This window comes from Enterocloster bolteae (assembly GCF_002234575.2).
Classification (GTDB): Bacteria; Bacillota; Clostridia; order Lachnospirales; family Lachnospiraceae; genus Enterocloster; species Enterocloster bolteae.
Map to the genome: position 1 here is coordinate 205000 of NZ_CP022464.2, position 25600 is coordinate 230599.

28 protein-coding genes are annotated in these 25600 nt (G+C 45.8%); 2 read left to right on the forward strand and 26 right to left on the reverse strand.

What is annotated here, in order from left to right:
• Window positions 1–28: 28 nt before the first annotated feature.
• The 5 genes from CGC65_RS01025 to CGC65_RS01045 all read right to left on the reverse strand — a co-directional run bounded on the left by CGC65_RS01025 (window position 29) and on the right by CGC65_RS01045 (window position 5592).
• Entirely contained in the window at window positions 29–2107 is a 2079-nt protein-coding gene (locus CGC65_RS01025) for a vWA domain-containing protein (protein ID WP_007037885.1), read from the reverse strand.
• A complete protein-coding gene (locus tag CGC65_RS01030) occupies window positions 2104–2367 on the reverse strand; it encodes a helix-turn-helix transcriptional regulator (RefSeq protein WP_048928879.1) in 264 nt (87 codons plus the stop codon). Before CGC65_RS01030 ends, CGC65_RS01025 begins: the two co-directional genes overlap by 4 nt.
• Window positions 2368–2386: 19 nt before the next feature.
• Window positions 2387–4183 carry an AAA family ATPase gene (locus CGC65_RS01035; RefSeq protein ID WP_007037883.1) on the reverse strand — a complete coding sequence of 599 codons (1797 nt, stop codon included), beginning with the start codon at window positions 4181–4183 and terminating at the stop codon, window positions 2387–2389.
• A gap of 26 nt (window positions 4184–4209) precedes the next feature.
• Complete coding sequence (locus CGC65_RS01040) at window positions 4210–5061, reverse strand: hypothetical protein (protein WP_007037882.1); 852 nt, start codon at window positions 5059–5061, stop codon at window positions 4210–4212.
• A gap of 108 nt (window positions 5062–5169) precedes the next feature.
• A complete protein-coding gene (locus CGC65_RS01045) occupies window positions 5170–5592 on the reverse strand; it encodes a single-stranded DNA-binding protein (RefSeq protein ID WP_039897526.1) in 423 nt (140 codons plus the stop codon).
• A 310-nt stretch (window positions 5593–5902) separates the two neighbouring features.
• On the opposite strand from CGC65_RS01045, the gene CGC65_RS01050 reads away from it, so the two are divergent.
• A complete protein-coding gene (locus CGC65_RS01050) occupies window positions 5903–6949 on the forward strand; it encodes a toll/interleukin-1 receptor domain-containing protein (RefSeq protein WP_007037880.1) in 1047 nt (348 codons plus the stop codon).
• Between the two features lie 60 nt (window positions 6950–7009).
• On the opposite strand, the gene CGC65_RS01055 is transcribed toward CGC65_RS01050, so the two are convergent.
• The 16 genes from CGC65_RS01055 to CGC65_RS01130 form a co-directional block, all read right to left on the reverse strand.
• Window positions 7010–7600, reverse strand: a complete 591-nt coding sequence (locus tag CGC65_RS01055) for a hypothetical protein (RefSeq protein WP_007037879.1) — start codon at window positions 7598–7600, stop codon at window positions 7010–7012.
• 23 nt (window positions 7601–7623) lie between these two features.
• Entirely contained in the window at window positions 7624–8181 is a 558-nt protein-coding gene (locus CGC65_RS01060) for a sigma-70 family RNA polymerase sigma factor (RefSeq protein WP_227129227.1), read from the reverse strand.
• Between the two features lie 23 nt (window positions 8182–8204).
• A complete protein-coding gene (locus CGC65_RS01065; RefSeq protein WP_007037876.1) occupies window positions 8205–8609 on the reverse strand; it encodes a zinc-finger-containing protein in 405 nt (134 codons plus the stop codon).
• 141 nt (window positions 8610–8750) lie between these two features.
• Entirely contained in the window at window positions 8751–9098 is a 348-nt protein-coding gene (locus tag CGC65_RS01070) for a hypothetical protein (protein ID WP_007037874.1), read from the reverse strand.
• Window positions 9099–9179: 81 nt separating this feature from the next.
• Window positions 9180–9401 (reverse strand): DUF6133 family protein, encoded by a 222-nt coding sequence (locus tag CGC65_RS01075; protein WP_039897559.1) that lies wholly within the window; start codon window positions 9399–9401, stop codon window positions 9180–9182.
• A 186-nt stretch (window positions 9402–9587) separates the two neighbouring features.
• On the reverse strand, window positions 9588–10466 hold the full coding sequence (locus tag CGC65_RS01080; protein ID WP_007037871.1) for a hypothetical protein: 879 nt from the start codon (window positions 10464–10466) through the stop codon (window positions 9588–9590).
• 9 nt (window positions 10467–10475) lie between these two features.
• Window positions 10476–11396, reverse strand: coding sequence for a type II secretion system F family protein (locus CGC65_RS01085; RefSeq protein ID WP_007037870.1), 921 nt, complete (start codon window positions 11394–11396; stop codon window positions 10476–10478).
• Entirely contained in the window at window positions 11396–12760 is a 1365-nt protein-coding gene (locus tag CGC65_RS01090; RefSeq protein WP_007037869.1) for an ATPase, T2SS/T4P/T4SS family, read from the reverse strand. Before CGC65_RS01090 ends, CGC65_RS01085 begins: the two co-directional genes overlap by 1 nt.
• Entirely contained in the window at window positions 12753–13538 is a 786-nt protein-coding gene (locus CGC65_RS01095) for a hypothetical protein (protein ID WP_007037868.1), read from the reverse strand. The genes CGC65_RS01090 and CGC65_RS01095 overlap by 8 nt, the downstream gene beginning before the upstream one ends.
• A 4-nt stretch (window positions 13539–13542) precedes the next feature.
• Window positions 13543–14409, reverse strand: coding sequence for a Flp pilus assembly protein CpaB (gene cpaB / locus CGC65_RS01100; protein ID WP_007037867.1), 867 nt, complete (start codon window positions 14407–14409; stop codon window positions 13543–13545).
• Window positions 14410–14543: 134 nt separating this feature from the next.
• Window positions 14544–15017 (reverse strand): prepilin peptidase, encoded by a 474-nt coding sequence (locus CGC65_RS01105; protein ID WP_007037865.1) that lies wholly within the window; start codon window positions 15015–15017, stop codon window positions 14544–14546.
• Window positions 14989–16680, reverse strand: coding sequence for a DUF8193 domain-containing protein (locus CGC65_RS01110; protein ID WP_007037864.1), 1692 nt, complete (start codon window positions 16678–16680; stop codon window positions 14989–14991). Before CGC65_RS01110 ends, CGC65_RS01105 begins: the two co-directional genes overlap by 29 nt.
• Before the next feature lie 89 nt (window positions 16681–16769).
• The gene (locus CGC65_RS01115) at window positions 16770–17342 is read right to left on the reverse strand and encodes a DUF6550 family protein (protein ID WP_007037863.1); all 573 of its coding nucleotides are present in this window, start codon (window positions 17340–17342) and stop codon (window positions 16770–16772) included.
• A gap of 67 nt (window positions 17343–17409) precedes the next feature.
• Window positions 17410–17901: a hypothetical protein gene (locus tag CGC65_RS01120; RefSeq protein ID WP_007037862.1), complete on the reverse strand. Its 492-nt coding sequence runs from the start codon at window positions 17899–17901 to the stop codon at window positions 17410–17412.
• A gap of 10 nt (window positions 17902–17911) precedes the next feature.
• A complete protein-coding gene (locus CGC65_RS01125) occupies window positions 17912–18316 on the reverse strand; it encodes a DUF4320 family protein (RefSeq protein ID WP_007037861.1) in 405 nt (134 codons plus the stop codon).
• A 261-nt stretch (window positions 18317–18577) separates the two neighbouring features.
• Window positions 18578–18886 (reverse strand): helix-turn-helix domain-containing protein, encoded by a 309-nt coding sequence (locus tag CGC65_RS01130; protein ID WP_007037860.1) that lies wholly within the window; start codon window positions 18884–18886, stop codon window positions 18578–18580.
• A gap of 130 nt (window positions 18887–19016) precedes the next feature.
• On the opposite strand from CGC65_RS01130, the gene CGC65_RS01135 reads away from it, so the two are divergent.
• Window positions 19017–19775 carry a hypothetical protein gene (locus tag CGC65_RS01135; protein WP_007037859.1) on the forward strand — a complete coding sequence of 253 codons (759 nt, stop codon included), beginning with the start codon at window positions 19017–19019 and terminating at the stop codon, window positions 19773–19775.
• Between the two features lie 65 nt (window positions 19776–19840).
• On the opposite strand, the gene CGC65_RS01140 is transcribed toward CGC65_RS01135, so the two are convergent.
• The 5 genes from CGC65_RS01140 to CGC65_RS01160 form a co-directional block, all read right to left on the reverse strand.
• Window positions 19841–20755 carry a nucleotidyl transferase AbiEii/AbiGii toxin family protein gene (locus CGC65_RS01140; protein ID WP_007037858.1) on the reverse strand — a complete coding sequence of 305 codons (915 nt, stop codon included), beginning with the start codon at window positions 20753–20755 and terminating at the stop codon, window positions 19841–19843.
• On the reverse strand, window positions 20739–21365 hold the full coding sequence (locus tag CGC65_RS01145) for a DUF6088 family protein (protein ID WP_235622268.1): 627 nt from the start codon (window positions 21363–21365) through the stop codon (window positions 20739–20741). The genes CGC65_RS01140 and CGC65_RS01145 overlap by 17 nt, the downstream gene beginning before the upstream one ends.
• Window positions 21366–21490: 125 nt before the next feature.
• Window positions 21491–22483 (reverse strand): S1 RNA-binding domain-containing protein, encoded by a 993-nt coding sequence (locus CGC65_RS01150; RefSeq protein ID WP_007037856.1) that lies wholly within the window; start codon window positions 22481–22483, stop codon window positions 21491–21493.
• A gap of 32 nt (window positions 22484–22515) precedes the next feature.
• Window positions 22516–24456: a VirD4-like conjugal transfer protein, CD1115 family gene (locus tag CGC65_RS01155; protein WP_039897521.1), complete on the reverse strand. Its 1941-nt coding sequence runs from the start codon at window positions 24454–24456 to the stop codon at window positions 22516–22518.
• Window positions 24453–25556 (reverse strand): hypothetical protein, encoded by a 1104-nt coding sequence (locus tag CGC65_RS01160; RefSeq protein WP_022272115.1) that lies wholly within the window; start codon window positions 25554–25556, stop codon window positions 24453–24455. The genes CGC65_RS01155 and CGC65_RS01160 overlap by 4 nt, the downstream gene beginning before the upstream one ends.
• Window positions 25557–25600: the final 44 nt, after the last annotated feature.

Sequence of the window (25600 nt, forward strand, 5' to 3'; positions counted from 1 at the left end):
TTTCTGACACCGCATAAAAAGCTAAGGCTCAGGCAGTGTGTTTTTGCTTAATGTATTGGATAATCAGGTTTCCCAGATGAACCGGAAGCCGGTTTAGGTCTGATATATCTAAAAAACCATCTCCATAAATGCGTTTAATATTAGGCTTGTCATCTCCGATTGCGGCGGCAAAAAGCTGAATCCCTTTCCGGGAATATTCCTGCTTGATTCCGCGCAGATCTGCTTCTGCGGCAGTACCGTAATAACCGTCACCGGCCGGCTGCCCGTCAGAAATCAAAAACAGCAGCTTCAGATCTTCGGCCCGCGTCATCAGACGTTCCGCAGCAAAACGCAAGGCAGCGCCGTCTCTGTTTCCGCAGCGGGAAGACATATCCATGAGTCGGTATGCATCCTTTCCGTCCTGGGAATCGTATTCTGCGTAGGAATAAATCTCTACGTCATAATCTTCCGTATGCCCATAGATGGCAATCGGAATCCCCAGTGCCACACAGAAATCGTGGATAATCAGGGCTGCAGACCGGGCCTTGGTGATTCGGTCACGACTGGACATGGAGCCGCTTTCATCAATCAGAAGGCAGACAGCAATGTCACCCTGTTCATGGGGAAGGCGGATTTTGTAGAAAAGTTTTCCGTCATTTCTGACTGCATTTCGGGCATTGATCCGCCGCCCAAAGGGGAGACCGTCTAACTTGCCGCCGGTTTTGGAATCGATCAGTATCTGGGAAACCTGCTTCTGCAGTCGTTTGGAAATAGGATGGAGGGCAGGAAATACTTTCTGATAGCTGATTCGGTATTCTTCCGGTACATATCCCATGCGGTTGATATGGATATGTATTCCTTTATGGATGTTTCCGTAGGAAATACGGTTGGATTCATCCTGGAGCTCTTCGGATAATTCTTCTTCGTAGCGGATAGCTGCAGATTCCTCAGCCAACTGTGAGACAATACGCTGCATATCTTCTGCAGCCTGGGACACATAGCCGGAGCCGGAGAAGTTGCGGTCATAGGATGTACCGCCGCTGTCGCCCTCTGATATCTCATCTGTCTTCTCCAGAGCAATACGCCCGGTCTCGTAATCAAGAGCAGATTGAAGGCGTTCTCTTTCTTCATCTTCTGAAGATGGAGTGTGATTATATGGCGTTTTGGATGGAACCGGCTTGCTGGTTCCAGAAAGTGTTTTGGGCGGCGTAGCCAGTTGTTCTTCTGCAGCTTGAGCCGCATGATGCGTTTTGTTTTTCAGGTCTTCCCGAACCTGTTCAATGAGAGACGGCATATAAGGCCATAGAAGAACCAGCATCTGATTGGCTGCCTGATAGCGGGCTTTGGCATCTTCGTCATAGGCTGCATCATCCAGAAATGGGATGCATTCGTATAATGTATCCAGATACTTCCCCTTGTAGCCGTCGGCATTGTTTAAGTCACCGCTTTTTGCATACTGAATCAGAAGATTTATAATGATGAATACTTCATGATGCCCTTCTGCAATTTCATCTGTGACAGAGGGAATATCTTCTGAAAATCTTAAATTGTTCAGCAGAATACCTGTTTTAAAGGAACCGGGGAAGGCGTCCATCATGCGGGCCTCTATGTAGAGATCCTCCATCGTATTTACCAGACTGTGGGTAACCAGACGGATAGCCTGAATCACCGCTTCATCTTTTTCTTCAAAATAGTTTTTTATCTGTTGAAGGCTGAGGGACTGAAGCATAGTCAGATTCCCAGGTTCTGCCGGATAAAAGCTTCCGGCCTCCAGTGCCTGCATATGGATCTGAAGCATGGTAAAGTCCGTAAACAGGATATGTCCTGCCTCATGTCCGGCCAGTCCGATGATGCTGTCTGCCTGAAGACTCCTGGTGGGAAAACTTCTGGTAAGGAAATTCGCGGCATTGATATGGATCAGCCGGTTATCGGTATGTGCAACATCTGAATTGGAAAAAGGATCCCAGTGCATTTTTACCTTGCTTCTTCTGCGGTATCGTTTGGTTGCAGTCTCGACAATGTCTGTCATATAGGCAGAGAACTGCTGAGAGGAAAATAATTGTTCGTCTGTAATTTTTGACTGTTCTTCCCGGATCAGCTTCCGGATTGTGCGGTGCGATGTTCTCATGTGCAGATTTCCTTTCTTGTTGTTCTGAGCGGTTTTGCAAGAAGCGCCTCCATAGGGATTTTAAAGTAGCGAGAGATGAGAAAGGCAAGATGAACGGGCGGTAAAAGCAAGCCGCATTCATATTTTGCAATCAGTCCCCGATCCACATGGAGTTGGTTTGCCAGCTGTTGCTGAGAGATGGGCGGTGTGCGCCCATTTCTCAGCAACCTCAGATTATTAGAAAAATAACGGGTCATTTCCTGTTCTGTAATATCATTCATGTATTGGTTCACCTCCTTTTTATGCGGCAAATTTTCCTTCCAGACAGGTAGAGAAGATTTCTGCCCGGTTTTCAGGATCACTGGATGCAGAGGAGAGTACTGTATAGCTGGCTGACTCCAAAACATTTCCACTGACCATATAGGACTGGACCCAGGAAATCAGTTCCCGGACACCGCAGCTTCCATCGCTAATCATGGTTTCACGGCAATGTTCGGAAATCTCTGTCACCGCTTTTGCCATTTCTGCAACTACACTGGTATCGGTGCATCCAGTAATCTTAGTCACTCTGTTTACCAGGGTATCCATATCTGGTTCATCCAGGTCGATTACCAGGTTCATTCTTGAAATAATGGACTGATTTAAGTCACGGCATCCGGCATAATTGATGTTGGTAGTGACAATGACTACCGTATCAGGATGGCGTCTGACAACTTCTCCGGTGGGAAGAACCACGCTGGCGCAGCGGTCCAGCAATCCGTTTAAACCGACCAGGACACCGGGATTTGCGATAACTGTTGGCTCCTGAATTTCGATCACATAGCCTTTACGGATTGCCTCGATTAAGGGCGTCTCCACATAGCGGAAATGCTGTCCATTTTGGTTGCTGTCGGTTTCTTTCTGCTTTGCTCGCAGTGTGATGGTTTCTACCAGTTTGTCATAGACTTCGCCATCGGTGATACCTTCCTGATACTGCCCTGTCAGCTTATAGAAAGCACTGGGAGGATCCATCTGAATGTCCATCAGGGATGGATACTCTTCAGGAAGACTGCAGGCGGAACTATTCGTATCCGGCAGCATTTGTCCCAGCAGGTCAAAAATCTCTGTATTGGCAGAGCAGGTATAAAACAGGTAAGGAAGTCCCAGTCCGGCAGCGATTGCTTTTGCAGCCTCTGTTTTTCCGGTTCCGGCAGGTCCGCGCAGCAGAAAGTTACGCATAGGCTGGGTTCCAGCAGTGGTTAATTGTATGTGTTTACAGATGCTGTCTACCTCCGGAGGAATGATGTACCAGTCTTCCAGTTTGGGGATCTGCATTTGTTCTTTTGGGGAAAAGGTTCGGCTGGAAAATGAATATTTGCCGGAAAAATGGTCTTTGTCAATGTGAATGGATGCAGCTACGGATGAGCCGGGCTTGAAAATGCGGAAGGTGCCGAACAGAACACTGGTAGGGGAGTAAGTTCCCTTTGTCAGGTTCAGAGGTGTAATCTGCTGGATATTGCCTGTTGGAGGCACAACGATTTTTATTCCGTCATTTCCCAGATTATCAGCATTTTCAATTCTCCGGTATAAGTTGTCGCAGAGAATGTAAGCAGCTTCATCCGCTGTTTCCATATCTGGATATCCTGCCTGTTTGCAGGAGGCCAGCTTGTCATATTGTTCTTTGAATTCAAGATCCTTCAGTGCAAGGGGAAGCAACGCAAAGAACAGTGCAGTTCCTGTATTACCGCTGTCTTTGATGCTGTACACCTTTGTATTTGCAGAAGGATCAGCAATGTCAAAGCGCCCTGCTACAAATTTTCGATTGGTCTTATTAAAGATGACTGCGTGAATTTCTCCGGTACGGCTCTGATATTCAGCAACCAGTTTTTCTCCCTGTGTACCATAAGCACATTCAGATGTACTGCCGGGTGTGACTGCAGTATCCATGTCCATATAGGCAAGGATTGCACTGAGTGCTGCAGAATGCAGAGTTGCTTTCTTGGTAGAACCGATACAGTATTTGCTATAGGAAGCAGTGCTGACAGCGTCCTCTTTGTCGAAGGGTTCCGGAAGTGTGCGTTTCCAGCTCCAGTTTTGGAATAACGGTGTTTTTGCCATTTGTGTTTCATCCTTTCATTGATAATTTAAACCCAGGAAATGATGATGCGGTCTTTTTCGACCTTTCCATGCAGTTCCTGTTCTTCTAAAAGGTTTAGGAATTCATTCCAGTAGTTCTTGGGAGGAAATTGATCCAGAGTGCCTTTTAACGCTTCTTTTTTGTTTCGGGTGATGATGATATCTCCGTTTTCCTTGATAGAAAGGCGGCTGTGTCCGTTGGCATTCAGGTCTGTAATAACGGATTCCAGCATCTGTCTGCCAATCAGTTCATACCAGGATATTACATCAACAACTGCAGGTTCTTTTGTATCTTCTTCCGAGGGTGTTTTCTTTCCTGAATCAGCAGATGAAGCAAATTCTCCCACTGAAAGAGGTGTGATCCGGATTCTTGCATAGCGGTCAAAGCGTATATCGGCATGAGTGAAGGCCGCCATATCATCGACCTGTATCCGGAAGGTTTTTCCGTCCAGAATTGCAGTCAGATCAGGAGAGTCTGCCCAGCGCCAGGTAGCATCCGGGTATGCAGATTTGATTTTTTCTGTAATCCGCAGACTGATATGCTGAAGCATCCGTTTCTGTTCTGCTTCAGAGAAAGCAGGCTCTGGCTCCGGAACCGGCGAAAAGGATATTGCTTCATCCGGCATGGGAGCAGACAGAACTAAGGGGGTAATATTCCTTCGGTATTGTCTGTCAGCGTACCAGTTTTCTATCAGCTTTCTGACCGTTGGCTTCAAAAACCTTACAATGACCATAAACATCCAGATCAGGATTGTGGCCAGCATAAGTTTTTGAGCCAGAGACCGGTTAAATAGTACAGCCAGCAGAAGCAGAGTGACGATTAAGATTTTGAAGCCTTTTGTAAAGAGAGAGGATTTCATGGAATACTCCTTTCGGTTGTTTAGGGGATTGTGAGTTCATTCAGAACATAAAAAGAGGAACTGCATCAGCGGGATATGCTTTTTGCAATTCCTCTTGTGACCGTTTTTTTAATTAAACGGCAGGCCATTCTCACCACAGTCTTCGGTAGGGATAAACTGGTTGTCTCTTGCATTATTTTCTTCGGGAAGGCTATCTTCCTTCGGGCGGTTAGTAGGAGCATAGTTCCAGGACAACAATGTGACTCGGGCACTCCAGCCGGCAGAGCCATCGCGTTTCTTGAACTCTTCCAGATCCAGGTCTCCGACAATCTGGATCAGACTGCCTTTCTTTACCTTGGCATCAATGATGCGCTGGGCTTCTTCTCCAAAGAGCAGGCATTTGTAGTAGTTAGGGCGGTTGTTTTCACCATAGCCTTTGTTGACAGCCAGGCTGAACTGAACAAATTTGGTGTTTCGTCCGTTCTGGCTGGTCTTCAGCTCCAGATCTGCAGTGACGCGGCCTGTGGTAATGATTGTTACGGGGGTGTTCATAATTCTTGTCTCCTTTCTGATATCAGCGTGTGTGCCGTGATTGTGATATGCCAGAGGCATATTTGGAAATAAAAAAAGTGCCAAAAAAATGCCATCTATAGAGATGGTATCTTTTGACACTTCATTCCAACTTAAACAACGTGTGGTGGCAGTCAGCCAGTCACAAAAATCAATTACAAGATTATGTTACCACAAGATATAGCGGTTGTCAATTTTAAAAGTCTATATTAAGTAGACGAGAAGTGAGAAATATGCTAATATTAAACAAGTACGGATGAAGTGCGATAAACTTGAAAAGTGAGGTACAAGAGTGGGTAGAGTAGAAATTTTTTTGTCGTATTGTTGGGCAGATGAGGAGATTGCTTCTGATATAGAGATGCATTTGGCAAAGGATCCTGAGATAAATCTGCATCGTGATAAATTAGATATTAGGAAATGGGGAAGTATCAAACAGTATATGCAGTCAATTCCCAAAATGGATTATATGATATTGTTGATTTCAGATGCTTATTTAAAATCCGCAAACTGTATGTATGAGGTTCTTGAAGTAATGAGGGATAGGCAGTATCAGGATAAAATATTTCCTGCAGTTGTGCATACAGGTATTTACAAGCCAGCAATACGCGCGAGTTATGTAAAGCATTGGCAGGCAGAATATGAAGAACTGAAACATGATTTAGAGGGAATCGGAATACAGAATATTGGAAGACTTGGCGAAGATTTGAAAAGAAGACAGGATATTTCTGCTAATATAGCGGATTTTCTCGATCTGGTTTCGGATATGAATAATCCTTCCATAAGTGATGTTTGTACAGCGATAGAAGAGCATTTAGCGGATAAGAATATTATCCGGAAATCTCAAAGGCAAAGCGGAGCAGAACATGTTTCTGAGAGAATATTTGAATCCATGGGAATTTTTGCGGGAGCAGATAATGCTGAACCGACAGATTTGGAAATTAATCAGTTTATGTCAAAAGCTTTTCATGAGATTAATGAAATAATGGTTGATTTGTGTAAACAATTAGAAGAAAAATATGGATGTTTTCAAATTATGGCAGAGATGATAGATTCTAGAAATTATTACTACCAGTTTTATAAAAATGGAAGAACAATTAAGTCATTAAAGATTTTCTTGGATAATAGTTTTGGGGCATGGAATATAGGATTTTCAAATGATTCGTTTTCTATGGTAGGAGGAAATCACTCATGGAATGGCATGTATAGTGCTAAATGTATAAACGGAAATCTATGCTTGTCATCCATGATGTCCTTGGGTGGAAGGCAAAATGGAATGACAACAGAAGATGTTGTAAAAGATATTTGGAAGAATCATATAACTCCATACTTGGAAAGATAAAATAGCAAGTGCCAGACTTAGAGATTTCTATTATCTGGCACTTATTATTTCTGAAAAGAATTAGAAAGTCTCAAATATTACCTGCCGCTTCAAATACACCCCGGCTAGCACCGCCGCCATCCGATGCTGATCCGGTGCCTCCCCATATTCCAGAATTTCAGAGGCAGCAATTCGCTTGGGTCCGCAGCGCCCGATCAGCAGCTTTTCCTCCACAGTGAGCTTCTCCTTACGGAAAATGCGGACTGCAGTGCGGAGGGGATAGTGCTGAAGACATACCATGTCTGCTAGAGCAGCCAGCTTCTCCAGAAGTCTGTCGGCGCAGGAGTGAACATAAAGCGGTGCAAGAAGCTGGTGCAGGGCGCTGATACCGGAGTATCCTGTTCCGGACACTACCAGCCCGCGAAATATTAGGCGCTTGAGGTAATATTCAAAGTCAAGATCGCTTAGGATATGCATTTCCTGTTCTCTTTCATAGAATAAAGCCCGTGTTTCATCGAAAGTCAGGATATTCCAGGATAGAGAAGACCATAACAGCATTTCATACGGAGTTAATGTCCGTTCTTTTTCCCCAACCATTACCAGAGGATATTCTTTTCCGGCAGAATTTTTTCTTATCTGCAGCTTTCCAACAGCGGTATATAAGGTCAGCATTTTGATTCAACTCCCTTCCGGTTTTACTGGGCAAAAGCCAGAACCCTTGGATCTTTCTGCAGACGGCTTCTGGCCCGCGAAATCCATGCGGAAATGTGATTTGGTTTTACATGATACATGGCGGCAATATCTTTACTGGAGTATCCACTGGCCTGTAAAAGAAGAGCATTGACTCCCTTGGCAGCAATCCCGCTGTATTCCTCCTGAATTATCTGAAGAAGAGGAAACAGCTCTGCGGGAGATTCAGAGGGTGCCTGCAGCTGATCAACATAGGCCGTCTCTGAGTCATCTGCCAGCGGAGCATCCAGATAGAGGAGCTGGGAATGAACATGGTTTACATGGCGGCAATAGTCATAAAGCCGGTTACGGATTACGACGGAGGCATAAGTGGAAAAGCTGGCTTCCCGTTCCGGATCGTAAGTAGCAGCTGCATGGCAGAGAGCGAGGCAGCCGGTCTGATAAAGATCGGCATATTCCATATCAGCAATATCTATGCGTTGTGTGATATAAAGAGAGATAACCGTATCCACCAGATGCAGATATTCTTCCGGATGAACGGTGTTTGATACAGTAGATGTCATACTCATCCTGTCTCCTTTCCGCCCTAACAGGCAATTTTATTATTTTCCAGAACCCGCTTACTTGCAGAGATAACCTGATCGCACATATAATCAGAGAACTGACCGATATGTGCCTGATCACTGGTGAGTCCGAAGATATCCTGAAGCCAGAAATATGCATTTTTCCGATTCAGGATTCCGTGCTTCCAGATAGAATCAAAATAACGGTGGGCCACAATGCGTTTCCGACGAAGCTCTTTATTAGCGAGGCTCCCTTTTGGAAGTAATGTTCCTCTGTGGACACCCACATAAGCATCACAGGCAGGGTAATCACTGCAGGCATAGAGATATTCTTCAAGGGTGTGCGTTTTGTAAATGTCGGATGCCTTTCGAAGTATGGCAGGTTTTCCGCAATAGGGGCAGAAGATTGTTTGAGATTTACGTTTCATTTGGCGGGCCTCCTTTCCTTAAATGGTTTTACGCATATTTGTGTATTGCCTGGTTTTATTGTAGAAGAACGGGATTTTCTTTTGTAGTAGGCTGGAAGTGAAAGCCGTTCCTATTAAGAACAAATTGCCATAATATGGCAGTCATGAATTAGTAAGATGGAGAATCTGATGAAAAGGACAGATTTCATCCGTATTTGTCAGGAGAATCAGCCATTGGTGATAAAGGTGCAGAAAGGCGGTGCTGGATAGGATTCCGGCACAGTCGGAAGGATCGATATGTCCGATCACATCCATGGCATCTGCAAGGGGGAACAGAATCGGAACACAGTCATGTCCCGGAATGAACAGAAAATCCCCACAGTGTTCTTCTCTGTGATAGCGGCAGGCGCTGCAGCGGATATAGAGGGCATTTCGGTAGTTTCCTTCTGCAGATTCCAGAAAGCGTACCAGAGTTTCGTATGGAATACTGATTTCGTGATGAGATTTCAAATAGCTATCTTCCTTTCATAAAATGTGGAAAAGAGAAAGCCCGAACTGTCATCTTTGTGGATAACGGTTCGGGCAAATGATTTAGCTGAACAAGCCTTCAATTTCCTGAGTGATACGAGGGATAACCGTATCGTTGAAAATGGTAGTAAGAGCAGCCAGAAGCAGTGCCCCGAGAACAACAGCGATAATGATCTTTACACCGTCAGAAATATAGAAATCGCCTCTCTGATTGCGCAGATACTGTCCGGCTTTGGTGCAGAAATTGCGGGCCGGTGATGTAAAACGATAAATTGCTTTTTTCATGATGATCTTCTCCTTTTTAAAATTGTGATGGTGGTGATACCGCTGAGCAACAGAACAGTTGGTATCCAAAAGAAATTTTTCATAGGCATCTCCTTTCTCTGCCCTATTTTTGAAAAACGGCAGGGGTAACTGCAGCATTTACTATGGCATCCCCCCTTTCTGAATCGGATGGCTGCAGCATCTATGTCAGAAAAATGCGTCCAGAGAGCTGATAACCTCCACGGTCAGAACAACAACATAGATCAGAAGGATACAAAACAGCATCATCATAGAATACTTCTGCATCTGTTTTGGACGCTTGGCAGCCTCTTTCTTCAGATTGCTTTGTTCCATCTGGCGCATATCGAAGGCAAGCATTCGGAAATACATCTGCTGGTCATCGCCTCTGAGGGTTCCGATTAAGCCCCGGACAATATCAGACAGCATGGTGCTGCCGATCCGGTTTTGAAACCGTAGAAGAGCATTTTCGTAGTTGCCGGTTTTCATATCGGCAATGGTGGTATCCAGCTCTTTGCCAAGTTCCGGCCCAGCAATCCTACGGTAAGAAACCAGGAGCTTCAGTACATCGCGGTCATTTGCCAGGCTTTGCTGGATGCTGACGGCCAGACGCGGAAGCTCCTGTTCAATGAGAACCTTTCGTTTTTTTACATAATCAAAGGCTCCATAGTAGGTGGAGAACCACATCAGTATGGAGAGTCCAAGAACCAGAAATCCCAGTAAGGGCATGATGAGAAATAGCGGCAGGGACAGAAATGCCACTGCCAGGGCACTTAAAAATGCTTTGGCGGTATAAGCTTCCGGTGTCAGAGAGAGCTCTGCAATTTCCAGTGTGGTCTGCAGCTTCCCGCGTTTTACCGGATCCAGGCGGATAACGGGAGCCAGAAGTCTGGCAATCCTGGTAAGGTAGACATCGAACAGTTTTTCACTGCCGGATCCGGTCTGCTTTCTGGTGGTCATCATGGCTTTGGAGGTGCGTACTGTGGGAATGTCCGCAAAAGCGCAGGAAAGGTAGTAGCAGCTACAGCCAGTGAAGATGGCTGCCAGTAAAATCAAAAGTCCTGTCATAAGAGCCTCCTATCCTTTGTATTCGATGGGTTTGCTAAGCTGCATAATCCGGGTAAAAGAAAACAGGATGACAGCAGCACAGATTGCCAGTGTGATTTTGCCCGGAAGGGTGAAAATCAGAGTTTCAAACCAGTTCTGATTGAGGACATACAAAAGCGGGATATTGCAGAGAACCAAAAACATCATGGCAAATGCTTCACGCTTTGGTTCATTGATGATTGCTTCCAGTTCTGTCTGAACAATCCGCATATCGCTGAATTTCTGAACCGTAAAGGTAAGCGTATTCATCATGTTGCGGTCAGACTGACACTGAATCAGAGTATTGCACCATTCATGGAAAATCCGGTTGGGAATCTTCATTTTCAGTGAGTTGATTGCAGAAATCATATTGGCATTCAGCATTTCTGCTTCTGTAATAAAAGCCTCAAAGTTTCCCTTTACAGGTGGATTTAAGTAGGGGATATTCTCTTTTACGGCTTTCATCAGGTCTCCGCTTCGCAGATAGGAAGTTGTTACCACGGAGATGGCAGTTTCCAGTTCTTCGTTCAAATGCTTCTTATAAACAGATGCAGTAGCACGCAGATACCAGACCGGAGCCAGTGCAAAGCCGGCACCCAGAATCGGAATCAGGAACGGGTTGTTTAGCAGGAGCGATACCACAGCTCCCAGAGAAAACAAAAGGACAGATATTCGTTTAACCATAGTGAATCGGTTTTCACGGCCGGTTGATTTCAGAAGCTGTTCAATCTCCACACTTTCCCGGTTGAAAAAGCCTTTGGCCGGTTTACCAAGCAGTACATCGATGTCATCGTTCAGGGTACTCTTTTTTCCAACGGCAAGAAGGTTCAACAGATCTGTGAAGCGGATATCGAAAAGTGTAAAAAAACCGCTTAGGAGCAGCACAAAAATGATGATCTGTATCCATTGCATCAGGGTTCCCTCCTTTCATCCATAAGTTTTTTGAGTTCCAGCTGGGAGATGCCGTTATCCAGCAGCCGTTTCTTCAGGTTATCTGTAAAAGGATTTAGTTTCTTATGTTCCCCGAACACCTGTGTTTTTCCGGCTATTGTACGGTTATCTTCCACATTGTACTGATAAAGAGTACGGTACTGAAGTTTTCCGTCTGTATAGTCCTCTCCTTCAATGATCTGCATGATTTTTCGGGAACCGTCTTCCAGCTGTTTTGTAAAGATTACGACGGGATATGCCTCTACCATGATCTGCATCAGGATATCGTCAGCCATATTGTATTTCCGTTTTGCCAGTGTCATCATACGGCGGTAGGTTGCCTCCGCAGAATTGGAATGAATGGTAGTTACAACGGTATGACCGGTTCTGGAGCTTTCTGCTACGGATAAGGCTTCTTTGGCAGAGCGCATTTCTCCGACACCGATTACATCGGGATGTTTTCGGAGAACACGTTCCAGAAGAATATCCTGGTCGATATCAAGCGCCGGATTCTCATGGGGTCTGGTCAGCAGGTGAACAACAGAATTCAGGATTTTACCATCCGCATCTCTTTTTACCAGGTCAAATTCACGGCTGCCCTCTTCAATGGTAATCAGGCGGCGGTTGTCTGGAACCATGGATAAAAGCCAGCTCATTACCGTGGTCTTTCCGGAGCCGGTGGAGCCTGCAATGCAGACCGAGACACCATAGCGGATACAGCAGACCAGAAAATCCAGCATTTCTTCTGTGGCAGAACCGGAGTCGATAAGCTTTTCTCTGGATATGGACTGCTGGTTTACAATACGGATGGAGGCGTTGATTCCAACATCGGCATCTACAATGGGAGTCTTGTCTACAGAGATTCGGATATTTTTGTCCAGATATCCAATAACGGAAGGCATCGTGTCATCAATCACCATGCCGCAGGTGCTTAAAAGCCTTCGGATGACATCAATGGCATGCTGTGGGGACTGAAATTTCTCCGGAATCTTCATGGAGCGTCCGCCGCTGGTGATGACCTCGATATCGTTGTAGGCATTGATATTTACTTCCTCCACACCTTTCCGGTAAATCCATTTTTTCAGGAAAGAGAAGCCTGCCATATCCTCGTAGAGGTTTTCGCATAATTCGGCGGAGGACATTCCTTCTACTCCATAGCTGCATTTTATCAGGTATTGGAGAATGAATTCTTTGAGAAGCTTTTTTGCCTGCTCCGGATCGGTTTCCCCAGAAAGGGTATCCGCATGGTTGGCAGTACAGTATTTCTGCACATCGTCCAGAATATCCTCATAAGTCATGCCCTCAGCAGCGGAGTGATTAAAGAATAATTCATTCAGGCTATTCATTCAGGATTTCCTCCTCCTGCGCGGCATCTGCTTCCTGTGACGCTTCCCCAATTTCCAGCCGCTGGCGAACCAGTTTCATGGAATTGATGTAGCGCTGGTTACAATATGCGAGAGCCCGGAACATCTCTCCGGATGTACCGCAGCGTTCAATTTCCTTGGCATAGGGAAGAATTCCGTCGAAGCCTCCGATTAAATGGCCCATCTCATCCAGTGCGTGGAATGGGCGGGCAAGTCCGGCAAAGGTCAGATGTTCATCATAACGGAACTTTGCATCTGTCAGAAGCGGTTTATGGGCCTTTAAGTAGTTAATGCCCCTCAGATCCGGTGTGAGGATTCGCACAACCACATCGGCAGATTCAATTGCAGTAGGAGTGAAGAAATTCACAACGCTGGAACTGCAGTCCAGAATTATATAGTCCACGAGTCGGGAAGCCTCTGAAATTAAAAGTTTGATTCGGTCATATTTCAGCTCAGGATAGGAGAAAGGTGTTTCTCCGGCGGCATATCCCATGACTCCGATAAAAGGATAATCCTTGAGCACAGCCACACGCTCCGCTATCAGGGCAGAGTTGATGTCCAGCGAGGAAAGGACGCCTCCGACAGAAGCGTCCTGCTCCAGAATTCGATCAGGCATCCAGACGGGAAGCATGGGAGTGGCAGGATCTGCATTGATAATGATTGCCTTTTGTTTGCCGGCGGTAAGAACTTTGGCCAAGATGCAGCAGAACATGGATTTTCCACAGCCTGGGTTTCCCCAGACAGTAATGATTTTTGCCATATAGTTATTCCTCCTTTTCGTCAGCTTCCGATGTGGTTTCCTGGCTTTCCTCTGGTAAGGCAGTTTCTTCTTCGGAAGGGCTTTCTTCCGACTCCATATAATCTTCCGCATTGGTTTCAAATAAAGATTCTTCCGGTACAAGATACAGTTCATTCAGAATGTCGGTTTGACGCTGAAGGAGTTCTGTTACCAGTGCTTCGTTTCCCCGGCTGATTAAGGCTACATGGAGGATTCCTTCATTTTCGTAACGGGTCAGCAGCATAGCCTGTTCAGGAGATGCCAGAACGGTTATGGTGGCTGTCTGAAGTTTTTCCTCATCTTCCTCTAAGGGCTGCGTGTAGTCAATATCAAGTCCTTGGGAATCTGTGACGGACAGAACTTTTACATAGCGAAGTTCCGGAATGTCTTCCACGGGATTCAGCTGCTCATGCTCGTCATTATAGTGGTAAAAGCGGATAATATCTCCAGACTGAAGTTTATCCGATAAAGCAGTCGCCAGCGTCTGTGTGGTAACAGATATGGCAACCATACCATCAGGAATGGAATAGAGCGCAGGATCGGAAGACAGAGGAGAGGAACTGACCTTATTTGGCAGGATATAGTCTCCGGGCATGAGGGAAGCGGCGGCATAAGTACCTGTCACATCTTCCAGACGGATTGCAACAGAGGCAGGCAGATTATAGCTGCCGACTTCAATCAGCTCCAGGTCCTGGGCAGTAATCTGCTGTCCCCGTTCTAATGGATTTACAACACGCACAATTTCCAGAGTGCTGCTGGTCTTTTTGGTTACAACAGGAATGGCAACAAAGGCAATGACAGCAGCAAGCAGAATGCTGATGATGCCATAGATAAATCGGTTATTGATTCTCATGTTTCATACTCTCCTTTAGCGGTTTTGATCTAAAAATGCTCTTGCCTGTTCGATTAAGGCGGAACCCAGAAGGAAGGCAAGGAAAAGGGCCAGTAAAAGACCGGACGAGATAAAAAGCAGCATATGATTTTCTCCTATAAAAATACCCACAGCACAGAACCCAGAAAAAGAAATGGGACAAAGGGCAGGCGCAGGGGTGATGAACGGTTTCTGCCACTGATTAGAAGAACAAAAGCGAGTGCCGATATGGCGGCAATAAACAGGATCAGACAGACTCCACGGGTTCCAAAGAGCAGTCCCAGGAGAGCCGCCAGCTTAATGTCACCGCCGCCAATCCCGCCATGGGTAATCCAGGCTGCCGCCAATAAGATGAGTCCGCCGTTTAGAAAACCCATAACAGCCTGCAGGATCAGAAGACTGACAGGAAGCAGGCTGGTCGATGCGGTCAGCGGCAGGGACAAAAGACACCAGAAGAAAAAGATAGCCAGTGCCTGATTCCGGACCAGGTGGCGGCGGAAATCATACAGAGCAAACCAACCAATAAAAATCAGAGTGGCTGCATAATAGCCAGCTTCCAGGCTATTCACGTTTTGAATACCAGTCATCATATAAGCTCCCATCAATCTGTACGGAATCATTTAAGTTTAAAGACAGCATACCTGCAGGGGTCCATGCATCAATCACATAGGTATAGACCGTGTAGCTGGTATGATCCGGGAACCATATGGGACTGAAGTGAACCTGCCGGTTGTAGGTGGAAAATTCATTGGGCTGAAATCGGAAGGTAGCCGCCATTCCTCCGCTGCAGGTTAAGAGCCGCCAGTAATTCTGGTACTGGAATTCAGGAAAGTAGGATACTGCAGTCTGAGCAGGAGCATAGTGGCTTGCAGGGGCATTTATCGTAAGCCTTGCAGATGCTATTTCCTTAATTCCGTACCCGCTTTTCATGGTATCGCCCTGTGCAGTAGGAACAATATCATCCGGTGCAATATTCATGGTTCCGGAAAGGGAAGCGGAATAATTGTGAGTATCAAATTCCCACCAGCCATTGTCTACCCAATGTCCGCCCTCATCACCGTGATCGCACCAATCCCAGTCAGGAAACCAGTAGGCGTACCAGACACTCCATGCTGCCGATGTATTCTGCGGATTAGAGGGGATGGATGGAACGGAAAAACGAGGATTCGTATCCGTGGCAGTGGGATCAGGCGGAATATTTTCATTCAGATCCACAATATCTGCGATGAAGCTGGTTTTTGCAGTGGTAGCTCTGTGGAGGGATGCGCTGATCGTAATCCGGCAGGGTTCGGAGGGAGTATGCCATTTAACCCAGACAATCTGGGAACCGCCCTCTGGAATCACAATGTTGTTTACCGTATAGGATCTGCCGTTGATATGGAAGGTTACGTTGGCTGGATTATCAGGATTGATTTCACGGTTTGTATTTACTGTGATACTGGTGATGACATCGGTATTTACCCGGTAAGTGACGTCAGGAGCTTCCAGACCAATTTCGGGAAGACCTTCATAGCTTACAATTCCAATCCCCAGGGAAGACAGGATTTGGTCATCATTGACATAGGCAGTTGAACTGCCGGTCCAGGCTGGTATTCCCAAATCAGGAGTCTCCAGGAAAAGAGCCAGAGGAAGGTTTCGGTGGACCGTACTGGGAAGTTTGCTAGCCAGGGCTCCTCCGGAGAGCCGGTTATAGAGCGCTCCTTCCGTTGCGGTCATTGCATAAAAGGTACCGTTAAAGGTAAAATAACCGATTGGCTCCACAACCAGCTTATAGCTTCCGCTGATCAGACTGTCGTAGGATACACCGGTGGCATCGGCAACCATCTGCGCTGCATATTCGGAACAAAAATATTTTCTGGTATTTTCGATATTGGCAGGCTTGGAGTTGCTGGTCATAATATAGGGCATGGCAACAGCTGGAATCTGATATACATAAGAACCACCGGCAGGTTCAAGGGCAGCACCGGCCAGATACTGAAATTTATTCTTTTTGGCAAAGTGGACCAACGGTTTGTTAAAGGTTTTGTTGGAAAAGTCCACTGGGGAACTGACAGCAGAGCCGGAGGATGCATCCACCACAGTGATCCGGACTCCATCATATCCAGGTGTCCAGTAGTTGGTGGAAGTTCCCTGGCCCATGCCGGATCCGCCGCCATCCATATTTCCGCTTCCGTTTGACGCATAGGCTTTGGCGGGGAGGGCAAGAAGAAAAAGCAGAATCAGACAGACTGCCTTTTGCAGGAATCGTTTCATAGTGCTCCTTTCGTTTGAATATTTGTGTGGTGACAGGTTTTCGAGCAGCAAAAAAGGACCTGGTATTTTAGCCAAGTCCTTTCAGGATGTCAGTTCATCGTTCCTACCTGCTTATTGATATCTCCATCATTGTCAATAACCTGCCCCTGGGAAGTGGATGGAGCAATCCAGCCGAAAACAGGATCGTAAACCTGTCCGTCCTGTCCCTGGGAAACATTTTCGGAAGATTTCTGAGGGCTTTCTTCCGGGGTGGATTCAGGAACAGAAGTCTGGGCATTTGGCAGCATATCACATTTCGGAAGCCGCCCCTGCTTTTCTTCATCCGGAGGAGGTGCTGTTGGCTTTGTGTTCGCCTGCACCTGAGCCTTATCCTCTATGGGGGTCAGTTCGGTAATAACCTGTTCGGTATCTTCTGAGATTACTGTCTGAACAGGATCTTCTGCAGAGCTGTCTTCCGGGAGTGTCTTATCCGCAGATTCCTTTGACATGACATGGCCGGAATCTGTTTGAGAGTTCCTTTCTTCCCAGGAGTTACTGGAGACGGATTCTGTTACTTCAGGAGTAAAGGTATGTTCAGGGCTTTTTCCCAATAGGAATACACTGCCCAGGATAGCTGCACAGGCAATGCTTAGGAAGATTGCCAGTCCTTTTTTATGGTTCATTGAGAAGTCTCCTTTCTGAGGTTCTTTTTCCTTATATACGTTGCTATAAAAGAAAAGCCAACAAAATTTAATATTTTGTGTTATGCGATCCGGTCAGGGTAATGTGCCTGGAGAATGGAGGAAACGCTTCGCCAAACATTTGGAAGCGAAACTGGGCATCGCAGGAAAAGATATATTCAATTTTTCCGCTGTCATTTCCATGCTGACTGAAATCCAGCCGGATATTTGACAGCGTGTAGTTTTCATTTTCCAGGACGATTCGGTCTGTCAGTCCCTGGATAAAATCTGTCCGGAGTGCGTCTTGGTAGGCAGAGCTGAAGTATAGGTCTCCCATATAGGAATCCAGATTGGCTTCACGCTGAGAGTGGAAGGTATCCGCATAGATTCGGGCGCTGACATTGTTCAGCTCCATTTTTGCAGCGTTGCGGATATTGATGCATTCAATCCGAATGGTGGCAAATAAAAGCAGGAAAGCCATTACCATATTGATGGATAGAATGACGAAAATCGTAAAAAAGGACAGGTCTCCCCGTTCATCCCAGAACAATCGTTTTATCATAAGTGCCCTCCTACTTCCAGTAATGTTCACTGACACCGGCCCCGGTAGCCCGGATCGTGATATTGATTAAGCGGAAATTCCAGAAGCCGCCCAGACTGCAGCGTCCGGTAACGGTAACATAGAACGGGCTGCCAATTTGGATTTTGTCTGTGGAATCGGAGCACTCCACATGATAGTCCAGCTGGTCGGCACCTGATATTTCACCGGAAAGGAACGCAAAGAGTGCATCCGTTTCACCGTTGACGCTGCCTCCCAGCTGAATCTGTTTTACCAGCTGATCCGCAGCATGATCCATCTGCTGTTTGGCGCTGATAATCCGGAAAACATTGATAATAAAAGCAATCAGGATCACTGCCACCAGAATATATATAAAGACGCTGATGTAGGAAGCCTCTCCCTTTTCATTTTTTAACATTGCACACCTCCTTGAAATAGAAAAAAGCAGGGAAAGAGGGAACTTTCTCTGCTTTAAGTCTGTGTTATAACTTTTCACAGTACCAATCTTATCATGTAGGATTTACCGTGTAAATTGCAAAACAGTGCCAGTTATTCTGGCTTTTATGACAGAACTGTGCCATAATTCTGTTGTATTATCTAAGGGATGTTCGTACCAATGATAAAGATGCCGAATGATGGTATAGAAAACGGAGAAACTATCATCAGGAGCGCCTGCAGATCAGAAGGATGACAGAAAGCGGATCAGATTTTCCTGTTGTTCCGGCGTCAAACGGTCAAAATTGTGAAGCATTTCCTGCTGTACAGGGGAAAGAGAAACCGTGCGTTCTTCTTTGTCTGCAAAAAACTGGGAAAGTGTGATTCCGAAAGCGTTGCAGATTTTCTCCAGATTTGGGACAGTGGGCATAGATTTTGTGCGTGTCCAGGAAGAGATGGTGGACTGTCCGATTCCGGATTTCTCTGCAAGCTGATATTCCGACCAGTGACGTTCCATCCGAAGTTCTATGATTCTTTCATTGATATCGAACATGGTATGCCTCCTTCTCTACTATCGTTCTTCGCTTATTTTACTTTAATCAGTTGTTGTATTATAATGCCGCACATCGTATAATTTTAACAATTAACTGTAGTAATTGGCTCAGAAAAACGGAGGAAATGGGATGGAGTACAGGAGGATGTCGGAAGAAATGTCGAGTCAGGAGGTTCATCTATTGATGAAGGTTCTGATTCCGGAAGCTGAGGTAAAGAGTTATGACCGCTGCAGGGATACAAACTGTATTGATGTGACATATTGCCTCTATGGTCAGGAGCGAGTGATTACCTTCTATGAGGATGATATAGAGAATGCTCTGGATGATGTGGAGATGGAAGGTGAAAAATATTACCGGATTTACATGATTGCAAATGGATATAGCTGTCTGTGGAAGACAGAAAGCCAGATGGAGTTGGGAGCGTGGATTATGAAAGCTGGACGGGATATTGAAGAACGTCTAAAGAAGCAGGAAGAAAAGGATAAGGAGCTGCAGGCTCTGCAGAAAAGAGCAGATACGATTCTGGAAGAAGTGCTGGAAGATGCAGATGCTGAAGTGGTGAGGGACAAGCTGCTAGAGTTCCAGAAGGTGGAACTGCAGGTAAGAGGGAGAATGAAGCATACAGGATATGTTCTTGGGGCTTCGGATGCTGCAGAGATGATTCATAAGACAGAAGGAGCGATAGAGGTTTTGGATCTGGTGACGGAACTGGAAATCCTGGTAAGAGAATACAGGGATATTCAAAGTCTGCTGTCGGTTTTCGGAGATGGGATAAAGGAATCTCTGGGAGAGTATGATGTGACAAATGGAGTGTATGCGATTGCAAAGGCAATGGAGGCGCGGAACACAGCGTTTCAGGAGTTGTTTGTGAAGATTGTTGGGGAGTAATAGGAACTGGAATATTAACGGTAAGGCAGTCCGCATATGGGGCTGCCTTAATTTCGGATGATAGATTATTTAAAATATCCTTGATTCAAGAAATTTTTTAGACCTTTCATTGCGGTTTCATAAGGAAGATCTGTAAACAGAAGGTTTCTGGTAATATTTTCGTAATCAGCCTTATAAATATCCTTTTCAATGATTTCAGTCAAAATGTCATGAATACAGACATCTTCTTTTGCAGACGGACAGATGGCAAGCGGGCTGCGTAGCTGGCGTACCTCCTGAATCAAAGGAATCAGGGATTCATCCAGAGAGGTATGATCCAGAATCTGATAAATATCGTAGAGATGCCTGGAATGACGCTCTACCTTATCGGCAAGATAATAATCACAAATAGCAAAAACCTTATCAATCAGGGTTCTCTCGATAGCCTGTGTTGTGATAGAAAAGGGCATGAGATCAAATTCTTCAGCCAGATGCTCCTGGTCAGTTTCCTTTAAAAAACGATGGATATAATTATCTGCCATTCGAGTCACAGTGGGAAATGGCAAAAGGGCAATATAAGTCTCAATCATTAATTCTGGTTTCAATTCAGCTATAGGTGCATAGCGAGTGGGATAAGTGGCCCGGTAACAGTTGTAGCTTCTCCGGCTGCGTGTATCGTCCAGATTTATAATTGGAAACTGCAGGGCTTCCATGGCGGAGACAACGGCCTTTTTTAGCTGCCTTTTTCTGCTTTCACCAGGAACACCCTCAGAAGCAGCATAGGAGATATCAATGTCTTCCGAAAAGCGGTTTAAGACCTGATAGCACTTGGTTAAAGAGGTTCCTCCTTTAAAGACCATGCCCTTGATTCTGGAATTCAGTTCACGGAGGGCAAGTGTCACATAATAGTCTTTCTCAATAATACCAACAGGTATATGTAATTCGCTGGAGGCAGCAGTTACCAGTTCTGCAAATGCCTCCGGATCACGATGCAAATTCATAGATAATTCCCCATTCAATCAATTTTTTAGCAGTATTGCCTGTCAGAGCAGGAAGCGCAAGAGATAAAAGCTTCCTGGAGTAGTTCTGCTGTCTGGCATACTTTCTTAAAACACGTCCCGTCTCTTCATCTGTCAGTTCAGAATACTTTTCTGCCTGGGAAATGGCATTCAAAAACTGGAGTAACCCTGCGTTTTCATCAGTAATTGGGATGGTGGAGCATTTCAGGCGTAATTTCTGTGTTCCAACGGTAAGAATCCGTCCTTTGGTGGTTTCACGGTTCGAAACAATTTCCAAAACAGCAGGCATTTGAGATGTCAGACCCAGCTGGTTGGCGAATGCAGCACCAGAGAAGTATCCATATGTTTCATCGGAGTTTTTAATATATTTGCGCATAATAACTTTCATAGGATCCAGATAGCTTTTTTTCAGCAGGCGTGATGAATTGGGAAGGTAATAGACACCCGTATCAAAGTGAGCCAGCTCACCAGCTTTGACCATTCTGGTAAAAGACTGACGAAGAGAATTGTCATTCACGCCTTCCAAACGGATTTCATTGATGAAAATCGGTTCATTGCGTCCATAGGTTTTTTCCAGATATTCTTTCAGCATACATTCATCCACTCCTTTCACCTCCATAATACTATATTTATACTTAAAAGGTCAATAAATATGACAAGATTATTTTTGACCGATTTGTATGAATTTATACATGGAGGTGAGGGAGCGGATGACTATTAAATATTCTGCCGAATAATTCGAGAAATCAATCCAACGGCCACATTCCGATCTTCATCAATTCTGGTAACGACGAAGCTGACCTCATCCTTTTTGCCGGGAGTCCGGCTGTCATAGCAGCTGTGGGCGATGGCATTGACTCCAATGGAGAGGCGGACAAAGACGGTCCCTTTATGAATATCAGTGATGGTTCCGGCGTATTTGCCCTGGATTTTACACTTGCTCAGGTTTGCTTTGCTGGTATCGCCATTGACGCTCTTCACATCAGCGCGGACGGAGATGTGTTCCAGATCATCTGCAGTGATATCCAGGATACGGACCAGAATCTGATCTCCTACATGGAACATCTCGTTGGCGTTGCCAAGCCAGTCCCAGGAAAGGTCGCGAGCCAGAATAGAGGTTTCTACACCAAAGATTTCTACCCGGACTACCTTTTCGGCGACGGCGACCACGCGGGCCTGAACAACACGATCCACACAGACGCGGGAATTTCCATTTGCATCTGGCAGGTAGAAGATCTGCCGCTTTTTCAGCATGGCATCTTTACGGCTGGCTACCAGACTCCGGCTGTTATTATCAAGACCCTTGATAATAAAATCAATTTCACAGCCAAGCATATTTCCAAGAATCTTATTCTGCCGCTGTGACAGCTCACCGTAGTTATGGGATTCGTCTTCTGGCAGATGGATCATCATTTCAGTCAAAGGAATTGCCACACGGAATTTCTTGTAATAGACAATGGCAATGGTTCCGCCGCCCTCCATGCGTTCAATGCCGCCCAGCTGTCCTGTTAAGATTTTCTTTGTACGGTATGCGTTCTGCAGGTCATGCCAGATGGTATCCTCGACATTTTCCTGAGTTTCTACAGCTCTGTCAGAGTCAATAGTAAGAATGGATGCGGTAAGAGAACGTTTCTCCAGAGCTGGAGCATCAATGGTATCCTTTTTTACTTCTGCAGTAGTCTGTTCTGCAGTCATTTCTTTATTTGCCATGGCTAAAATCTCCTTTTCTAAATGGTTTGCGATTATGACATAATGGATTCCTTGTCAGTTGCGACAAAGAAAGAGTCCGAGTCGGTTGGTTTCGGGGATGAATGCTTTTTACCGGACTGATCCGGAGCGGTGCTTTTCTCTCTTTTTCGGGAAGGCGAGGGAGGTGGCTTCAGCGAACGGATGAAGTCTTTGTCGTCCTCAGTGGAATTACTCTGCCATGCCGGGATATGCTCCACTGCCTTGCGGGGCTTCAGCTTTTTACTTTCCGGGTGCAAGGTATAGTCGTATTTTTCCACTTTCAGTATTTTCTGGCCTCTCAGGATGACAAGAGCCTGATCCAGTGGAAGACGCAGTACCTCATCAGGAGTAAGAAGCTTTCGTTTGCCGACGGAGCTGGTTTCTCTGTACTCCGGGGTGTAGTTAGATACACGCCAGGTATTCAGCTGCTTTGCCTGGCTGTTGACAGAGATACTGACTTCTCCGGAACGGTCGGAAATAAAACGGGCAGTCAGTTCGTCAGTACAGCCTAAAAACAGCTGGGTATCGCAGTTCCCGATGATTTCCTGCCATTGATTATCCGGATAACGGTTCTGCATCTGGGGCAGGTTCTGAAACATGACACTGATACTTAAAGCCCGGCTGCGGATGGTACTGATTTTTTTCGTCAGATCCAGAATCACGCCGCCATTGGCAAGCTCGTCTGCCAGGATATGTACAGGAACCGGAAGACGTCCGCTGTCTCCATATTTGTCTGCATAGCGAACCAGCTTGATAAATACAAAGCTCATAAACAGCGATGAGAGAAAATCAAAGGTAGAATCCTGGTCAGAAGAAACGCAGAAATAGGCACATTTTTCGTATCCGGGCCGGGTCAGATTGATTTCATCGTAGCTGGTGATCTGCCGGATCAGTTTATTCTGGAAAATCTGCAGGCGGGAGCCGAGACCGATAATAACTCCGGTTCTTACGGTGTCATTTGCCTGGCGGAAAATATTGTAAGGGGCTTTTGCCGGATGCGTGACAGGAAGCAGATCAAACAGACCGTTCAGCTCCTTTTCAGAACACATAGTCAGGAGCTGGTAAACCTGTCCCATATTCTTTCCCTCTTCCGGGAATCCGCGTTCAACATATAGAATCAGCGCTTTCAGCAGATTCAGTTCCGCATTATCCCAGAAGTGATCGCCTTTGCCGGATCCGGTATTTTTGATGATAACGTCGGCTGTGAGCTGTGCCATGATTTCCTGACCTTCGATTTCCTTCAGACAGTTCCAGCTGTCCGAATGCTCCGGATTTACCAGATTAAAGACCCGGACCACATATCCGTTTTCTTCCAAATAGGATGCCATATCTTCATATAGTTCGGATTTTGGATCATTGATGATAAGACTTTCCCCTTGTCCGTTTTTATATTTTCTGGAGACACACTGGAAGATGACATTTCTGGCATAAGCTCTGCTCTTCATGGAACCACTGGCACCATATACAGCAACATTTCGATTCATGCGGGTGTCTTCCGGCAGACAGACTGCTTTGTTTCCCATGCGTCCAAGAATTGTTCCTCCGCAGGTTCTGATATCGGATACCAGCATGAGCACCTGATGCAGTTCACTGCCTGTCATAAAGCCAGAGGTTCCGTAGGTTCCTTTATCCGAATAGATCAGGTTGCGCTCTGTATCATGGACTTCTTTGCTTCCCCATCCCATCCGCATCACCATAGACACCAGCAGTCCGAAGCTTATGAGGCATAAAAGGATTCCGTATAAGCTGTACGGGAATACGGTAAGAGCAGAGAAGCAGGAAGAAAGTGTTCCGGAAGGAAAGGACGGAGAGGTTCCATTTCCAGGGGTATTCCCTGCCGCTGACCAGCTCTGGTAGTTGATCAGAAACTGCGCCAGATACCCGCCTGCATAGAGCAATGTAAAAATCAGGATGGGGAGAGCAATGAGTGAAATCCAGTGTTTTTTATTGTCTATGAGAAAAACCTCCTTTCAAATTTTGCAAGGTCAATGGTACTGATGGTTACGGCATCTCCGCAGTAGAGAAGCAGCGCCTCCTTCTGGAAGTCAAAACAGATGAGATGTCCGGTCTGTCTTTGCAGTTTAAGGGCGGTGATAAAACGGGAGATTCGCAGCATATCAAAATCATAAGCCAGAAGAACCGGCTGTCCCATTCGGACTGCATCATGTTCCATACTAATGGACGGATTAACGGTTTCTAAGTCTGAAAGAAGCAGAACAGTCAGCTGTCTGCCAATGGTCGGGCTGCACAAAATCTTTAAAAGAATTTCACCGGCATGGCTGTCAGGGATAAAGTGGAAATAGTCAAAACTGGTATCAAGCGTAAACAGGCTGTGCCGGACCCCACCGGTACTGGTCATCAGTTTCACAGCAGTTTCCATATTGCTACCGATGAAGAGTGCGTGGATAGGAATTTTGTGGCAGTAATGATCGGATAGTACCCCCTGTGTAATATGATGGGAGAGCAGAGCCTTCAGACGAATCTCTGTTTTATATTCCCATTTCATCACAGTACTTCCTGTATAGAAGACTGGAAATATCAGACTTTCGGTTAAAAGGATTCCAATGGCTCTGGAGTTGTTAATCTTTGTTGTTTCCATACCAAGTTCCTTCAGCTCTCTGGACTGATAAAAGACAGGGAAAGGAAGTATATGAGTATCATCTGGCGGAACTCCGGAAAACAAAGCCGGTTTTTTATCCCGGAATATAGTGATTCCCGCACCAAGCATCAGGCAGTAAGTACGGGAAGTCTGGTGAAGCCGTAGCCTTCTGGGGTAGTCGCTTCGTGGCTGATTGGTATCACTGCTTCCAGTCAGATAAAAGGAAAAACGCTCCGGATTTTGGGCAAGGAGCAGTTTCTTTCCTCTGGAAGTCAGTCGGTATCCGCGCAGCTTATCTTTATAGTGGGTTTTGATGAGCCGGTCTTCTTTAAGGCGCGTGATTAACTTCTCTCCATAGCTTTCTCCTATATGAATCCGAGAAAGGGTATCGCAGGGAAGTTCACCGGAAATGGCAGTTATTTCTAAGATCCGGTAGGCGGCAGTCGAAGTATCCAAAGTAATCACCTCCTGTTGGTTTTAACCATATTCGGCTGAAACTC

Coding starts and splice junctions, on each gene's coding strand:
- CGC65_RS01105 (WP_007037865.1), bottom strand. CDS start 15,017: ATGATGACTGGTATTCAAAACGTGAATAGCCTGGAAGCTGGCTATTAT.
- CGC65_RS01055 (WP_007037879.1), bottom strand. CDS start 7,600: ATGCTGACCTTATATACCGCTGTTGGAAAGCTGCAGATAAGAAAAAAT.
- CGC65_RS01140 (WP_007037858.1), bottom strand. CDS start 20,755: ATGAATTTGCATCGTGATCCGGAGGCATTTGCAGAACTGGTAACTGCT.
- CGC65_RS01110 (WP_007037864.1), bottom strand. CDS start 16,680: ATGAAACGATTCCTGCAAAAGGCAGTCTGTCTGATTCTGCTTTTTCTT.
- CGC65_RS01075 (WP_039897559.1), bottom strand. CDS start 9,401: ATGAAAAAAGCAATTTATCGTTTTACATCACCGGCCCGCAATTTCTGC.
- CGC65_RS01065 (WP_007037876.1), bottom strand. CDS start 8,609: ATGAAACGTAAATCTCAAACAATCTTCTGCCCCTATTGCGGAAAACCT.
- CGC65_RS01080 (WP_007037871.1), bottom strand. CDS start 10,466: ATGACAGGACTTTTGATTTTACTGGCAGCCATCTTCACTGGCTGTAGC.
- CGC65_RS01085 (WP_007037870.1), bottom strand. CDS start 11,396: ATGCAATGGATACAGATCATCATTTTTGTGCTGCTCCTAAGCGGTTTT.
- CGC65_RS01115 (WP_007037863.1), bottom strand. CDS start 17,342: ATGAACCATAAAAAAGGACTGGCAATCTTCCTAAGCATTGCCTGTGCA.
- CGC65_RS01130 (WP_007037860.1), bottom strand. CDS start 18,886: ATGTTCGATATCAATGAAAGAATCATAGAACTTCGGATGGAACGTCAC.
- CGC65_RS01025 (WP_007037885.1), bottom strand. CDS start 2,107: ATGAGAACATCGCACCGCACAATCCGGAAGCTGATCCGGGAAGAACAG.
- CGC65_RS01090 (WP_007037869.1), bottom strand. CDS start 12,760: ATGAATAGCCTGAATGAATTATTCTTTAATCACTCCGCTGCTGAGGGC.
- CGC65_RS01040 (WP_007037882.1), bottom strand. CDS start 5,061: ATGAAATCCTCTCTCTTTACAAAAGGCTTCAAAATCTTAATCGTCACT.
- CGC65_RS01030 (WP_048928879.1), bottom strand. CDS start 2,367: ATGAATGATATTACAGAACAGGAAATGACCCGTTATTTTTCTAATAAT.
- CGC65_RS01120 (WP_007037862.1), bottom strand. CDS start 17,901: ATGATAAAACGATTGTTCTGGGATGAACGGGGAGACCTGTCCTTTTTT.
- CGC65_RS01135 (WP_007037859.1), top strand. CDS start 19,017: ATGGAGTACAGGAGGATGTCGGAAGAAATGTCGAGTCAGGAGGTTCAT.
- CGC65_RS01060 (WP_227129227.1), bottom strand. CDS start 8,181: ATGACATCTACTGTATCAAACACCGTTCATCCGGAAGAATATCTGCAT.
- CGC65_RS01150 (WP_007037856.1), bottom strand. CDS start 22,483: ATGGCAAATAAAGAAATGACTGCAGAACAGACTACTGCAGAAGTAAAA.
- CGC65_RS01145 (WP_235622268.1), bottom strand. CDS start 21,365: ATGCTGAAAGAATATCTGGAAAAAACCTATGGACGCAATGAACCGATT.
- cpaB (WP_007037867.1), bottom strand. CDS start 14,409: ATGAGAATCAATAACCGATTTATCTATGGCATCATCAGCATTCTGCTT.
- CGC65_RS01125 (WP_007037861.1), bottom strand. CDS start 18,316: ATGTTAAAAAATGAAAAGGGAGAGGCTTCCTACATCAGCGTCTTTATA.
- CGC65_RS01035 (WP_007037883.1), bottom strand. CDS start 4,183: ATGGCAAAAACACCGTTATTCCAAAACTGGAGCTGGAAACGCACACTT.
- CGC65_RS01045 (WP_039897526.1), bottom strand. CDS start 5,592: ATGAACACCCCCGTAACAATCATTACCACAGGCCGCGTCACTGCAGAT.
- CGC65_RS01095 (WP_007037868.1), bottom strand. CDS start 13,538: ATGGCAAAAATCATTACTGTCTGGGGAAACCCAGGCTGTGGAAAATCC.